Here is a 13,629-nt window from a genome sequence, read left to right on the forward strand (position 1 = left end):
GTGCTTCCCGCCGGCGGTTAGGCCGGTGCTCCGAACAGGTCGATTGGCTTGCTACCTGCGGACAGGGTCACGATCGCGCGCTTGGTGCTCTTGCGCTGACCGAACCCGGCACGGGTGCGCTTGCGCTTGCCCTGGCGGTTCAACGTGTTCACCGAATCGACCTTGACGCTGAAGATCTTCTCGATCGCGATCTTGATCTGCGTCTTGTTCGAATCCGGGTGCACCACGAACGTGTAGGTGTTGTCTTCGATCAGCCCGTAGGACTTCTCGGAGATCACCGGCGCCAGGATGATGTCGCGGGGGTCAGTGATGGTAGCCACTACGCCGTTACCTCTTCCTTGTCGGAGGTGTGCGCCTCGATGTAGGCGTTCAATGCCTCCACGCTGAACACCAGGTGATCGGCGTCGAGCACGTCGTAGGTGTTGAGCTGATCCGGCGAGATCACTCGAACATCCGGCAGGTTGCGCACGCTCTTGGAACCGATCTCGTCGGTCCGGCCGATGACGATCAGCACCTTGCGCTGGTTGGTCACCAGCGTTTCGAGGAACGCCTTGACGGCCTTCGTCGACGGCGTCTGACCGCTGATCAGCTCGGTGACCGCGATGATCCGGTCGTTGCGGGCCCGATCGGAGAGAGCGGAGCGCAGTGATGCGGCGATCATCTTCTTCGGGGTCCGCTGGCTGTAGTCACGCGGCTTCGGGCCGTGCACGATGCCACCGCCGGTGAACTGCGGTGCACGCGTCGAACCCTGACGGGCGCGGCCGGTGCCCTTCTGGCGGTACGGCTTCTTGCCGCCACCGGAGACCTCGGCGCGAGTCTTGGTCGAGTGCGTGCCCTGGCGCTTGGCGGCCAGCTGAGCCGTCACCACCTGGTGCATCAGGGCGATGTTGGGCTCGGCGTCGAACAGCGCGGCGGGCAGGTCGACGGTGCCGTCGGTCTTGCCATCCGGCGTACGGACGTCAATCGTCTTGTCAGCCATTACTTCTCACCTCGTTTGATCGCAGTGCGAACTACGACGAGTCCGCCGTTGCGGCCGGGGATGGCGCCCTTGATCAACAGGACACCGTTCTCGGCGTCGACCTTGTGCACCTTCAGATTTTGGGTCGTGATGCGGTCACTGCCCATCCGGCCGGACATGCGAGTGCCCTTGAAGACGCGACCCGGGGTGGCGCAGCCACCGATCGAGCCGGGCCGGCGGTGCACTGCCTGCGCGCCGTGCGAGGCGCCCTGGCCCTTGAAGCCGTGACGCTTCATGGTGCCAGCGAAGCCCTTGCCCTTGGACGTGCCGGTGACGTCGACGTAGCTGCCGTCGGCGAAGATCTCGGCGGTCAGTTCCTGACCAACCTCGAAGTCGGCGGTGGTTGCCTCGTCGAACCGGAGTTCGGCCAGGTGCCTGCGGGGGTTGATACCCGCCGCGGCGTACTGACCGGTGACCGGCTTGTTGACCTTGCGCGGGCTGATCTCGCCGTAGGCGAGTTGCACGGCGCTGTAGCCGTCGAGCTCGGTGGTGCGGATACGGGTCACCACGTTGGGACCGGCCTTGACGACCGTGACTGGGACGACCTTGTTGTTCTCGTCGAACACCTGCGTCATGCCCAGCTTGGTGCCCAGAATGCCTTTGCGTGCCATTGGTTCTGGTCTCTCCTACTGGATGTTGACGTCGACGCTCGCCGGCAGATCGATGCGCATGAGAGCGTCAACGGTCTTCGGCGTCGGGTCGAGGATGTCGATCAGGCGCTTGTGGGTGCGCATCTCGAAGTGCTCCCGCGAGTCCTTGTACTTATGCGGGGAGCGGATGACGCAGTAGATGTTCTTCTCCGTCGGCAGCGGCACCGGGCCAACGACACTCGCGCCCGTACGGGTGACCGTCTCGACGATCTTGCGCGCCGAGGCATCGATCGCCTCGTGGTCATAGGCCTTGAGCCTGATGCGGATCTTTTGTCCCGCCACGCTTGTCCTACCTCACTATTAACGAGCCCACTGAATGGGCTTGGTCTTCGTGCGCTCTACCCGTTGGGTAGCGCGCTGGCTATGCCGCCGCTGTTTACCTGTCTGTGGTCCACCGACCCCCGCGCTCGGGCGTGTCGCCTTCGCGCATACTCGTCCGCGTCTAAAATCCGCCGCAGTCGAGGTGGGACCGGACGCGCCCGTAAGGGCGCTGGTCGGTCGCCTAAGCCAGACATGCTCTAGGTCAAGCATCGTCCCGGCTCAAGGCAACCCGAACAGTATGCCTCAGATCCCCGTGTGCTCCAAATTCCTGGTCGCGCGGGAATCATCGGTGGTCGGCGACGGCTGTTTCCACCCTGCCACGGGCGCCCAACGTGACGCCAGCGCCGGTCCTGGCGCGAAATCCTCGCGGTGGCGTCACGCTCGGCGTCTCCGTTTCCTTACTCCAGAGTAAGGTAGCGCTCCATGCCCACCGCCCCGACGTCGCCGACGGCCACCTACCGCATGTGGAGGCGGCTCTCCGGACGCCCGGGCGGGAGCCGACTGTTCTCCGCGGCAGCCATGGTGCGGGTCCCGTACTTCGCGTCGGTGCTACCCCACGTGGTGCGGATGGAGCCGGGGTTGGCAGAGGTCACGGTCCCGAAGTGGTTCTTCGTCCACAACCACTTGTCGACGGTGCACGCCATCGCGTCGTGCAACGCCGCCGAGATGGCGATGGGCATGCTGATGGAGGCGACGGTGCCCACTACGCACCGCTGGATCCCGAAGGCGATGTCAGTCGAGTACCTGGCCAAGGCGACGACGTCGCTGCGGGCGACGGCCAAGGTCGAGCCGCCGGACTTCGACACCATCAACGAGGGCACCGAGCTGGTGATCCCGGTCAGCGTCGTGGACCGAAACGGCGTCGAGGTCGTGCATGCCGACATCACCACGTGGGTAACGCCCACTAACCCCCGCGACTGACCACCGACCACTGGGAGCACCCGTGACCGAGACACCCGACGTGACGTTCACCTACGACGAGGCGCACTTCGACTCCGAGGGCATCCGCTGCGCTGCCCGCGTGTACCGCTCACGGGCCGCAGGCACTGCGGCGCCGGTCGTGGTGATGGCCCACGGCTTCGGCGGCGTCCGGGCGATGCGGCTGTATGCCTACGCCGAGCGGTTCGCCGGCGCCGGCTACGCCGTGGTCGTCTTCGACTACCGCGGATTCGGCGACAGCGATGGCCAGCCGCGGCAGGTGCTGGACATCAAGGCACAGCACGCCGACTGGCGGGCGGCCCTTGGCTTCGCACGCCAGCTTCCGGGCGTCGACGCCGCCCGCGTCGTGGCGTGGGGGACGTCGCTGTCCGGCGGGCACGTCATCGCGCTGGCCGGCACCGGGGTTCCGCTGGCCGCGGTCATCGCGCAGGTTCCCCACGTCAGCGGGGCGGCCGCCGTCGCGGCCACCGGCGTGCTGGCCAGCCTGCGACTGGCCCCGTCCGCGCTGCGGGACCAACTGCGCGCCTGGCGGCACCGCGCTCCCGTCTACGTCGACTCTGCCGGCGCACCGGGCACGACGGCGGTCATGACGTCCCCGGATGCCCTTCCAGGGATGCGACGACTGGTGGCCGAGTCGGGACCGGAGGCGGCATCGGCTCCCCTCTTCGTGGCCGCGCGGGTGGCGCTGAAGATCGGCCTCTACTCCCCCAGGCGGCAGGCGCGTGGAGTCTCCTGCCCGACGCTGGTTCAGGTGGCCGCATATGACGCGGTGACGCCGCGCCGCGTCGCGCTGCGAGCCGCGCATGCGATGGCCCGGCCGACCGTCCACACCTACGACTGCGGTCATTTCGACCCGTACGTGGAGCCATCCTTCTCGACCGTCGTCGCCGACCAACTGGCGTTCTTGGCGGCCAACGTCCCCGTGGCTCACTCCCGATAGGTGCCGTGTCCCTCGCGGACCAGGTCGCCGTCGAACATCAACACCTCGTTGACCAGACCGCCGCGTTCGTTGCGGTAGTTGATCACCAGCAGCGACTCACCCCGATAGACGTCCACGACCTCGAAGTACAAGTCGGGTAGGACGCGGAGCGCCGTCAGCCAGTAGTCGCGCAGGGCCGCCTTCCCGCGGACCACTCCCCCACTTTCCGGGATCACGCGCGCGGCGACCGGTGAGGTGAAGACGACGTCGTCGTGGAAGTGGGCGAGCACCGCCTCCACGTCGTGGTCGTTCCAGGCCTGAGTCCATGCCAGCGCGAACGCCGCCGCATCGGGTGTCGGCATGGGCTACTCCTTGAGGCCGGCCCAGAACGGGCATTGACGCGACTGGTCGAAGTCGGTCACCACCTTGCTGCCGCCGGGCCGCAACGACAACCGCTTTTCCTCGGCGTCGAAGGCGGGCCAGTCGTCACCGGGGTGTCCGTCGCGGACGAACTGACTCCACGCGTCGATCATCTGATCGGACAGCACCCGTTGGTTGGGGTCCAGCGGAGGGGCGCCGCCGATGTCGAAGAGGTACCGAAGCTCGAGCGAGTGGCTGGCGCCGACCGGAAAGGGCAACGCGCGCAGGGCTTCCGGCGCTGGTGCACCTCGGTCGTCGAACTGGTAGGCGTACACCGGGTCCGTCTTGGCGAAGCCTTCGGTCATCCGGTCCGCCACGCAGGCGAAGACCCCGTCGGTGACGGCCGCCGAGTACGCGAGCGGCACGCTGCCCCCGTAGCGGGCCAACGGATAGTGCGTGGCCACGGCGGCGGCGTCGCGGCCGAAGGTCTGCTCGAGCAGCTGCGGATACTGCGCCTCGGTGTACGGCTTCTTCAGCCGGAGGTACTCCAGCGCCACGAACAACGTGAACTCGTCGTGGTTGGTGCCGATCAGCACCGGGACCTTCGCGGCGCGACCCTCGGCGATCGCCTTCATCGGATCCACGGGGAGAACCTTGGTTCCCGTGACGGGACCACTCAACGCGTCGTCGCCGATCCGGTAGTACCACACGGGCTTTCGCAGCTTCTCGGCCGGAAGCGCGCGCAGGCAGACGGCGACGGTGCGCACGTCCTCGCACCCGGCGTCGCGTGCGTAGTCGACGCTGGCCCGCTGCGCATCGGGCAACGGGAGCTGCGCCTGGCACGGTCCGCTCTGGATGATCGCCGCCCGGAAGAGGCCTTCGGACCCCGGGGCGACGAGGTGGTCGCACACCGACATCCCGCCCGCCGATTCGCCGGCGATGGTGACTGCGTCCGGGTCGCCGCCGAAGTTGGCGATGTTGTCGCGTACCCACCGCAGCGCGGCCTGCTGATCGGAGAGCCCGTAGTTGCCGACGGCTCCGGGCGGCCCGAGTGACGGGTGGGCGAGGAAGCCCAACGCTCCGAGCCGGTAGTTCACCGTGACGACGACGACGTCGCCGCGGGACGCCAGCCAGCGCGAGTCGTAGATGCCGCTGCTGCCGTTGACGAAGGCGCCACCGTGAATCCACACCATGACGGCGCGTTTCTTCTCCGACGGCGGGGGTGTCCACACGTTCAGTGACAGACAGTCCTCGGAGGTCCGTCTGCCCATCTCGAGATCGCTGGCGTCCTGCATGCAGCGGGGGCCGGTGTGCGTCGCGTCGCGGACTCCTGGCCACGACGGCGCGGGGGCCGGGGGCTGCCAGCGCAAGGGGCCGACGGGTGGTGCGGCATAGGGGATTCCGGCGAACAGACGGTGGTCGGGTGCGACGACCCCGCGGACGGCACCGGTCGCGGTCTGGACGACTGCGGGGTCGGCGGGCGGAGGTGGCGTCGCGGCTGGGTCGTCGCCGCGGGCACACCCCGCGAGCAGGACGAGCACGGCAACCAGGATCGTCGTCGCCTGGCGACCAATCGATTTTCGGCGCATCTCGGCTGAGCCTACCGATGGCGGTCGGGCCGACACTCGGGCGGAGTGCGCGGTGTGAGCCAGCCCACTATGCACCCCTAGACTGTGCGTTTGACACCCGTCAAGCGCAGCCCGCGTATCAGGAGCCACCATGAGCACACCGACCGACGAGGACCCGGCAAAGGTACTGGCCGACCCGACCGCCTACGCCGACGACGACCGCCTGCACGCGGCTCTCACCGAGCTGCGGGCGACCAATCCCGTTGCGTGGGTTGAGAATCGACGCTATCGTCCGTTCTGGGCGATCACCAAGCACGCCGACATCATGGCCGTCGAACGCGACAACGAGCTCTTCCTCAGCGAGCCCCGCCCCCTGTTGGCCACCGCGGCCGCCGACGACATGGCCAAGCAACAGCTCGAGTCGGGCATCGGGCTGAGGACGCTGATCCACATGGACGACCCTCACCACCGCAAGGTCCGCCGGATCGGCGCCGACTGGTTCCGCCCCAAGGCGATGCGCGACCTCAAGGTGCGCATCGACGAGCTCGCCAAGCGCTACGTCGACAAGATGGCCGACATCGGGCCCGAATGCGACTTCGTGACCGACGTCGCCGTCGACTTCCCGCTGTACGTGATCATGTCGCTTCTCGGCCTGCCCGAATCCGACTTCGGTCGCATGCACTCCCTGACTCAGGAGATGTTCGGCGGCGACGACGACGAGTACAAGCGCGACGGCGGATCCCTTGAGGATCAGTTCGCGGTGCTGCTCGACTTCTTCGCGTACTTCTCACAGTTGACCGCCTCACGCCGGGAGCATCCGACCGACGACCTCGCCTCGGCGATCGCCAACGGCCTCATCGACGGCGAGCCGCTGTCCGACGTCGACACCGCGTCGTACTACGTCATCGTGGCCAGTGCCGGGCACGACACCACCAAGGACGCGATCTCGGGTGGGATGCGGGCGCTGATCGACAATCCCGGTGAGCTCGAGCGGCTGCGCAACGATCCGAGTCTGATGCCCACCGCGGTCGAGGAGATGATCCGATGGTCGACTCCGGTCAAGGAATTCATGCGCACCGCCGCCGCGGACACCACCATCCGGGGCGTGCACATCGCCGAGGGTGAGTCCGTGTATCTGGCGTACGTGTCGGGCAACCGCGACGAGGAGGTCTTCACCGATCCGTTCCGGTTCGACGTCGGCCGCGATCCGAACAAGCACGTCGCGTTTGGCTACGGCGTGCACTTCTGTCTGGGTGCGGCGCTCGCCAGGATGGAGATGAACAGCTTGTTCACCGAGCTGATACCGCGCCTCGAATCCGTCGAATTGGCCGGTGTGCCAGAGCTTTCCGCGACGACGTTCGTCGGCGGCCTCAAGCACCTTCCGATTCGGTACTCGATGCGGTAGCAGTTCCGCCGGGCTTCTTGGCGAACGCCAGCAGGAATCCGTCGACCGCGGCCACCGCCACCTTCTCGTAGTCGAACTCGACGAGCGTGCTGAGCCGTCCGAAGGCCAGCGGGCCGATCAGCAGCGCCAGGGCCACGGCGCGGTCGACGTCCTCGAGTTCGGCCGCGGCTTGCGGGCCGTCGAAGATCACGTCGAACGGCGCCGAGTACTGCTGCGCGATGCGCTCCCTGAGCGACCGCACCTCGGGGCTGGCCGGGTCGTCGTTGCGCAAGTGCGCCAGCTGACCGATGTCCGGGCCGAGGGACAGCCACGACATCGCGGTGAGGGCCGTTGGCGCTTCGGCGATCGACTCGGCCCACGCCACCACGATCGCGGTGAGCCGGTCCCGCAGTGAGCCGTTCTCGGGCGGCATGGGAGGCGGCGGAATCAGGCTGGTGAAGCTGGCGGCCAACAGGTCGTTGGCACTGGAGAAGTGCCGGTAGAGCGTGGCTCTCGCGACGTTCGCGCTGCGGGTGACGGCGTCGACGGTGACGGCACTCGGCCCACCGGACCGCAGCAGCGCGGTCGCGGCGTCGAGCAGTCGCGCCCGCGAACGTGCGGGGCGTGGGTCGGAGTGCTCGGCCGGCATCGTGCGCTTCACCTCCAGCGACGGGAATGGGTGCCCGTGAGACTATCGGTCTCGTTCGACGCAAGGGGTGGCGACGTGGTCGGCCCCTTCGTGCCGCCCCGCCAGGACGTCGACGTCCTAGGTGGTGACCGCCGCCTCGTCCTTGCCGGCCAGTCGGTCGTCCCACACCCGCAGCACCTCGGGTGGGGTGGGCGGCGTCATCAGGCTCGCGACCACGTAGGCGAGCAGGCTCGCGCCAAGGCCGTAGTAGATCGGCTCGTTGGCGAGTACGTCGCCGACGACGAACATGGTGCCGAGGGTGACGACGGTGCCGACCCCCATCGACCACAGTGCGCCGGTGCCGGTGGCGCGCTTCCAGACGAATCCACCGAGGATCGCGACCAGCAGACCGCCGACCAGGATGTCGTAGGCGATGGTCAGCGCCGCGACGACGTCGTTGAGCAGCGCCGCGATGACGATCACCGCGATGCCAAGCGCCACCACGTACAGCCGGTCGGAGTGCACGTCGGCTCCCCCGTCGCTCCGCTCGTCCCGGCCACGTTCGACGTCCTCGCGTTCCGCGGTCTTGCCGAACACCCTGAGCAGCAACGGTTTCACGTCGGTCTTGGCCACCGTCGCGGTGGCGATCAACGCCCCCGACGCCGTGGACATCATCGCCGCGACCGCGGCCGCCAGCACGAGGCCGCTGATGCCGACGGGCAGGATCGTCTCGGCGATCTGGGCGTACACGTCGTCCTTGGCTTCGACGTGGGGCAGGAACGTCGACGCGGCCATTCCGATCGCCGCCCCGGCGACGCCGTAGAGGAGGCAGTACACCGCGGCGGTGGTACCGCCCCACTTGGCGACCCCCGGCGAGCGCGCGGTGAACACCCGCTGCCAAATGTCCTGTCCGATGAGCATTCCGAAGCTGTAGACGACGAAGAACGTGATGATCGTCGGCATTCCGATGGCGCCGAGGTCGAACACCGTGTCACCGGCACGCTCTCGGATGCCGTCCAGGCCGCCCGCCTTGTTCCAGGTGAAGGGCAGCAGCAGGAAGAAGATGCCGATGGTCTTGAGGATGAACTGCACCATGTCGGTGAGCGTGATCGACCACATGCCGCCGATCGAGGAGTACAGCATGACGATCACGCCGCCGATGATCACCGACACCGTGCGGTCGGTACCGAACAGGACGTTGAAGACGGTGGCGTAGGCGATCGTCGACGTCACCGACAGCATCAACGTGTAGGCGACCATGACGATTCCGGACGCCGACGTCGCGTCGACCCCGTACCGCAGCCGCAGCATCTGGGCCACGGTGTAGACCTTCAGCCGCTGGATGCGGCCGGCGAAGAGCAGGCTCAAGGCCAACAGTCCCACCGCGATGGCGACCACCAGCCACATCCCGGAGATGCCCCACTTGTATCCGAGGCCCACACCGCCGACGGTCGACGCGCCGCCGAGCACGACGGCGGCCATGGTTCCGGTGTAGAGCGCGGGCCCCAGTCGCCTTCCGGCGACGAGGAAGTCGGCTGAGTCCTTGGTCTTGGTCTTCCCCCAGAACCCGAAGGCGAGCATGGCGGCGAGATAGACGACGATGATGGCGATGTCGAGCGGTTTGCCCATGACGAGCTCCTCAGAGGTGGGTTGGTGCAAACATGTGCAGCAATGCGGGGAGGACGACCACCGCGGGACCGCGGGTGCCGAAGGTGCCGGCAACGACCTCGCCGACGGTGTCGAGCGTGGCCAGATGTGCCGGGACTCCGAAACTCGCTGCCAGCGCGACGAAGTCGGGCCTGGTCAATTCGGTGGCGGTGGCCTGGCCGAAGGCATCCGCCATGTACTCGCGCAGAATGCCGTAGCCGCCGTCGTCCACGATCAGCCACGTGACGTCGGCGTCGTGCTGGCGGGCTGTCGCAAGCTCGGCGATGGAGTACATGGCACCGCCGTCGCCCGACACCGCAAAGGTCCGCCGACCCGTCCCGATGGCGGCGGCCACGGCGGCAGGGAAGGCGAAGCCGAGCCCTCCGGCGCCCTGACCGGAGTGAAACTCGCCGTCCTGCGGATCCCACGCCGACCACGCCCAGTACGCCGCAATCGTCATGTCCCAGAACGTCTGTGCCGCAGCGGGAATGGCGGCCCGTAGGTCGCGCATCAATGCCAGCTCGGTTTTGACGTCCTGGCCGGCGAGCCGATCCTCGACGGCCTGGCGCAGGCCTGCTGCGATCCCGGCGCCATCACCGACGTCGCGCGGCACCACCCGTGTGGCAATGGCCGCCAACGCGATACCGGCGTCGGCATGAATGGCGAGAGCGGGGTGGTTGGCCTCCAAGACCCGGGATTCGGCGTCGACGTGGATCAACCGACCCTTCGGCGCGAACGTGAAGTAGTTGCTCGTCACCTCGCCCATCGCGGTGCCGACCGCAAGCAAGACGTCGGCATCCTCGAGCAGCGCGGTGGTGTGGCGGTCCTCGATCCACGAGCCCGCCGACAGCGGGTGGTCGAACCGGATGGCGCCCTTGCCGCCGACCGTCGAAACCACCGGCGCGTCAAGCCTTTCCGCCAAGGCGACGAGCGCCTCCGACCCGCGACGGGAGCGCCGGACTCCCCCGCCTGCCAGGATCACCGGTCGTCGCGCGGCGCTGAGCAGTTCGGCGGCCGCGTCGACGAGTTCCTCCCGCGGCGCTCGGTCGGAGACCTCGGTGACCACCGAGGCGACGCGTGGAGCGTCGGCCGGCTCGAGCAACACGTCCTGTGGTATCTCCACCCACGTCGGCCCGGCCGGAGCGGACTGAGCCAGCGACCACGCGTCGGCGAGCAGGCTGGGCAGCTGTGACGAATGGCTGGCAACGGCAGTGCTCTTCGTGACGTTGACCGCGCTGCGCCGTTGGTCGTCGAGTTGGTGGAGCATGCCGCGGCGCAGCCCGAGGCCCGATCGCGGAACCTGGCTGGTGATCACCAACAGCGGAACGCCCGTCGCGTAGGCCTCCTGCAGTGCACCGAGCGCAGTCAGGGCGCCCGGTCCGGTCGACAGGAACAGCACGCCGACCTCGCCGGTTGCCCTGGCGTATCCGTCGGCTCCGAACGCCGAGTTGTTCTCCACCCGCGAGCTCACGAACGTCAGGTCGCTGCGACGGATCGCGTCGAACAGTGCGAGTGCGTTCTGGCCGGGGATGCCGAAGACGTGTGAAATCCCGAGCGCCGCAAGGGTTTCGACGACAACGTCGCCTCCATTGCGCGTCACCCCACGCGCTCCTCGTGTCGCATCGCCAGCAGGGACACCAGGTCGTAGGCGACGTGCGCGGCGGCGACACTGGTGATCTCGGCGTGGTCATAGGCAGGCGCGACCTCGACGACGTCGGCACCGATCAGGTTGAGTCCGCGGAAGCCACGGAGGATCTCGAGCAGTTCGCGACTGGTCATGCCGCCGGCTTCCGGGGTGCCGGTGCCAGGCGCGTGTGCGGGGTCGAGGACGTCGATGTCGATCGACACGTAGACCGGGCGGTTGCCGAGGCGCTGCCGGAGCTTGTCGACGACCTCTCGCACGCCCTGGTAGTAGATGTCGGACGAGGTGACGATGCCGAATCCGAATCGGCGGTCGTCCTCGAGATCCTTCTTGCCGTACAGCGGTCCGCGGGTGCCGACGTGAGACAGCGCCTCGGTGTCGAGGATGCCCTCCTCGACGGCGCGGCGGAACGGGGTGCCGTGCGTATATTCGGCACCGAAGTAGGTGTCCCAGGTGTCGAGATGTGCATCGAAGTGCACCAGCGCCACTGGGCCGTGCTTCTGCGCGGCGGCGCGCAGCAGCGGCAGCGCGATGGTGTGGTCGCCGCCGATCGTCACCAGCGCGGTGTCGTTCTTGGTCAGCTCGACCGCGGCGGCCTCGATCGTCTCGATGGCCTCGTGAATGTTGAACGGATTGACGGCGATGTCTCCCGCGTCGGCGACCTGCGCGATGTCGAACGGCGACACGTCAAGCGCCGGGTTGTAGGGCCGCAGCAGGCGCGACGCTTCCCGGACGTGGGTCGGGCCGAAGCGGGCGCCGGGCCGGTAGGACACCCCGGAGTCGAACGGCACCCCGGCCACGACGACGTCGGCGTGGGGCACTTGGTCCAGCCGGGGCAGCCGCGCGAATGATGCCGGGCCCGCGAATCGCGGTGTCTTCGATGCGTCGATCGGGCCGATCGGCGCTACCGATGCGCGATCCCGCTCCGCTTCTCGCTTAGTCACGCAACTACTCCCTCTGTGTTCGTGGTGATTGCGGGTTCGTCGACGGTGGTGATCGGATTGTTCGCCGCGGGTCCGGCCGGGACGAACCGTGGTCCGTCCGGTCCGAAGGCGTCGGCCGGTTCCGGGAAGACGAACAGCAGCACCGGGTACAGCACGGCGGCCAGGCCGAGACCGACCGGGATCGACAGGTCGACACCGTTCGCGAGATCGCCCAGCGGACCGATGAATTGGCCGGGCAGGTTGACGAAGCAGATGCTCAGGCCTGCCGATACCAGCCAGGCGCCGAGACCGCGCCAGTTCCAGCCGTGCCGGAACCAATACCGTCCGCCACGCTGCCTGCGGTTGAACACTTGCAGCGCATCCGAGTCGTACCAGCCGCGCCGCACCACCCAGCCGATCATCATCACGACCATCCAGGGGGCGGTACACGTCACGATCAGCACCGCGAACGTCGAGATGCTCTGCACCACGTTGAACGCGAAGCGGCCGACGAAGATGAATGCGATCGCAATCACACCGATGATCACCGTTGCCTGCACCCGGCTGAATCGCGGGAAGACACTGGAGAAGTCGAGCCCGGTGCCGTAGAGCGCCGTGGTCCCGGTGGACATGCCACCGATCAACGCGATCAGGCAGACCGGCAGGAAGTACCAGCCGGGCGACACCGCGAGCAGGCCGCCGATGTAGTTGCCCTCGTCGACGAACTCCGGTGCGTTGGTCGCCACCACCGACGCGGTCACCAAGCCGAAGAGGAACGGCACCAGCGTGGCGATCTGCGCGAGGAACGCGGCGGCCATCGACTTCCGTACCGGGGTGTCCCGGGGGATGTAGCGCGCCCAGTCACCAAGGAACGCACCAAAACTGACTGGATTGGACATGACGATCAGCGCTGCACCGACGAACGACGGCCAGTAGAGCGCGTTGGTGGCGGCGTCTGCGTCCGCACCGAATATGCCCGCGTATCCCGGATCGAAGGTGCCTGCGAACGCGAAGATGCCGAGCAGGAACAACACGGTGGCGGCGACGACGGCAATCTTGTTGACCAGCAGCATGAATCGGAATCCGTAGATGCAGACCACCAGCACCAGAAGCGCGAAGATGCCGTACGCGACACCTACCGCGATATTGCTGTCGGGCAAGCCAAGTGCGCGATTGGCACCGCCGACCAGCACGTCACCGGACGTCCACACCGAGATGGAGAAGAACGCGACGGCGGTCAGCAGCGACAGGAAGGAGCCGACCACCCGTCCGTGCACACCGAGATGCGCCGACGAGGAGACCGCGTTGTTGGTGCCGTTGCGCGGACCGAACAAAGCCATCGGCGCCAGGATCGCCGCGCCGAGGACGACCCCCAGAAGAGTGGCGAGCAGGGCGTCGCGAAACGACAGGCCGAAGATGATGGGGAAGCTGCCAAGCACGACGGTGGCGATGGTGTTGGCGCCACCGAACGTCAGCCGGAACAGATCCAGCGGGCGGGCGGTGCGTTCCGCGTCGGGAATCGGTTCGACGCCGTGCGCTTCGACGTCGGTGATCTTCGGTGGAGCTGAGGGCGCTGCCTTGTCGGCGGCCATGGCCGTCCTCTCGCCTGTGAATGTGTTGTGGGTCACCG

Annotated in this window: 14 protein-coding genes; 3 read left to right on the plus strand and 11 right to left on the minus strand. The window is 67.6% G+C overall.

Translation table 11 applies throughout. The annotated features are described in order from the left end of the window. Positions 1 to 17: 17 nt before the first annotated feature. The 4 genes from rplW to rpsJ are packed head-to-tail and all read right to left on the minus strand — an operon-like array spanning position 18 to position 1,950. Positions 18 to 320, minus strand: coding sequence for a 50S ribosomal protein L23 (rplW, locus tag ASD37_RS23515; RefSeq protein WP_056557250.1), 303 nt, complete (start codon positions 318 to 320; stop codon positions 18 to 20). Further along, a complete protein-coding gene (gene rplD / locus ASD37_RS23520) occupies positions 320 to 979 on the minus strand; it encodes a 50S ribosomal protein L4 (protein ID WP_056557253.1) in 660 nt (219 codons plus the stop codon). The genes rplW and rplD overlap by 1 nt, the downstream gene beginning before the upstream one ends. Beyond that, positions 979 to 1,629 (minus strand): 50S ribosomal protein L3, encoded by a 651-nt coding sequence (gene rplC / locus ASD37_RS23525; RefSeq protein ID WP_056557256.1) that lies wholly within the window; start codon positions 1,627 to 1,629, stop codon positions 979 to 981. The genes rplD and rplC overlap by 1 nt, the downstream gene beginning before the upstream one ends. Before the next feature lie 15 nt (positions 1,630 to 1,644). After that, positions 1,645 to 1,950 (minus strand): 30S ribosomal protein S10, encoded by a 306-nt coding sequence (rpsJ, locus tag ASD37_RS23530; protein WP_003925843.1) that lies wholly within the window; start codon positions 1,948 to 1,950, stop codon positions 1,645 to 1,647. A gap of 462 nt (positions 1,951 to 2,412) precedes the next feature. Between rpsJ and ASD37_RS23535 the strand changes: the two genes are divergently transcribed. Continuing rightward, positions 2,413 to 2,910: a hotdog fold domain-containing protein gene (locus ASD37_RS23535; RefSeq protein ID WP_056557258.1), complete on the plus strand. Its 498-nt coding sequence runs from the start codon at positions 2,413 to 2,415 to the stop codon at positions 2,908 to 2,910. A gap of 22 nt (positions 2,911 to 2,932) precedes the next feature. Continuing rightward, on the plus strand, positions 2,933 to 3,868 hold the full coding sequence (locus ASD37_RS23540) for an alpha/beta hydrolase (protein ID WP_056557261.1): 936 nt from the start codon (positions 2,933 to 2,935) through the stop codon (positions 3,866 to 3,868). On the opposite strand, the gene ASD37_RS23545 is transcribed toward ASD37_RS23540, so the two are convergent. Both ASD37_RS23545 and ASD37_RS23550 read right to left on the minus strand, forming a co-directional pair. Then, positions 3,856 to 4,209, minus strand: coding sequence for a nuclear transport factor 2 family protein (locus tag ASD37_RS23545; RefSeq protein ID WP_056557264.1), 354 nt, complete (start codon positions 4,207 to 4,209; stop codon positions 3,856 to 3,858). The two genes, ASD37_RS23540 and ASD37_RS23545, sit on opposite strands and share 13 nt — an antisense overlap. A gap of 3 nt (positions 4,210 to 4,212) precedes the next feature. Next, positions 4,213 to 5,796 (minus strand): carboxylesterase/lipase family protein, encoded by a 1,584-nt coding sequence (locus ASD37_RS23550; RefSeq protein ID WP_056557266.1) that lies wholly within the window; start codon positions 5,794 to 5,796, stop codon positions 4,213 to 4,215. Between the two features lie 130 nt (positions 5,797 to 5,926). On the opposite strand from ASD37_RS23550, the gene ASD37_RS23555 reads away from it, so the two are divergent. Then, positions 5,927 to 7,180 (plus strand): cytochrome P450, encoded by a 1,254-nt coding sequence (locus tag ASD37_RS23555; protein WP_056557271.1) that lies wholly within the window; start codon positions 5,927 to 5,929, stop codon positions 7,178 to 7,180. Here ASD37_RS23555 and ASD37_RS23560 read toward each other — a convergent pair. From ASD37_RS23560 to ASD37_RS23580, 5 genes are all read right to left on the minus strand, one after another. Next, a complete protein-coding gene (locus ASD37_RS23560) occupies positions 7,146 to 7,808 on the minus strand; it encodes a TetR/AcrR family transcriptional regulator (RefSeq protein WP_056557579.1) in 663 nt (220 codons plus the stop codon). The genes ASD37_RS23555 and ASD37_RS23560 overlap by 35 nt on opposite strands. 117 nt (positions 7,809 to 7,925) lie before the next feature. Continuing rightward, complete coding sequence (locus ASD37_RS23565; protein WP_056557274.1) at positions 7,926 to 9,416, minus strand: sodium:solute symporter; 1,491 nt, start codon at positions 9,414 to 9,416, stop codon at positions 7,926 to 7,928. 10 nt (positions 9,417 to 9,426) lie between these two features. Further along, positions 9,427 to 11,034 (minus strand): thiamine pyrophosphate-binding protein, encoded by a 1,608-nt coding sequence (locus ASD37_RS23570; protein WP_056557277.1) that lies wholly within the window; start codon positions 11,032 to 11,034, stop codon positions 9,427 to 9,429. Continuing rightward, the gene (gene speB, locus ASD37_RS23575; protein ID WP_056557280.1) at positions 11,031 to 12,020 is read right to left on the minus strand and encodes an agmatinase; all 990 of its coding nucleotides are present in this window, start codon (positions 12,018 to 12,020) and stop codon (positions 11,031 to 11,033) included. Before speB ends, ASD37_RS23570 begins: the two co-directional genes overlap by 4 nt. Next, entirely contained in the window at positions 12,017 to 13,591 is a 1,575-nt protein-coding gene (locus ASD37_RS23580) for a cytosine permease (protein WP_056557585.1), read from the minus strand. The genes speB and ASD37_RS23580 overlap by 4 nt, the downstream gene beginning before the upstream one ends. Positions 13,592 to 13,629: the final 38 nt, after the last annotated feature.

It is taken from the genome of Mycobacterium sp. Root135 (assembly GCF_001426545.1).
Taxonomy (GTDB): Bacteria; Actinomycetota; Actinomycetes; order Mycobacteriales; family Mycobacteriaceae; genus Mycobacterium.

What these genes read in the sequence shown, in the direction of transcription:
- rplC (WP_056557256.1), bottom strand. Translation starts at nt 1,629, where the DNA reads ATGGCACGCAAAGGCATTCTGGGCACCAAGCTGGGCATGACGCAGGTG.
- ASD37_RS23555 (WP_056557271.1), top strand. Translation starts at nt 5,927, where the DNA reads ATGAGCACACCGACCGACGAGGACCCGGCAAAGGTACTGGCCGACCCG.
- ASD37_RS23550 (WP_056557266.1), bottom strand. Translation starts at nt 5,796, where the DNA reads ATGCGCCGAAAATCGATTGGTCGCCAGGCGACGACGATCCTGGTTGCC.
- ASD37_RS23545 (WP_056557264.1), bottom strand. Translation starts at nt 4,209, where the DNA reads ATGCCGACACCCGATGCGGCGGCGTTCGCGCTGGCATGGACTCAGGCC.
- ASD37_RS23535 (WP_056557258.1), top strand. Translation starts at nt 2,413, where the DNA reads ATGCCCACCGCCCCGACGTCGCCGACGGCCACCTACCGCATGTGGAGG.
- ASD37_RS23560 (WP_056557579.1), bottom strand. Translation starts at nt 7,808, where the DNA reads ATGCCGGCCGAGCACTCCGACCCACGCCCCGCACGTTCGCGGGCGCGA.
- ASD37_RS23580 (WP_056557585.1), bottom strand. Translation starts at nt 13,591, where the DNA reads ATGGCCGCCGACAAGGCAGCGCCCTCAGCTCCACCGAAGATCACCGAC.
- ASD37_RS23565 (WP_056557274.1), bottom strand. Translation starts at nt 9,416, where the DNA reads ATGGGCAAACCGCTCGACATCGCCATCATCGTCGTCTATCTCGCCGCC.
- rplD (WP_056557253.1), bottom strand. Translation starts at nt 979, where the DNA reads ATGGCTGACAAGACGATTGACGTCCGTACGCCGGATGGCAAGACCGAC.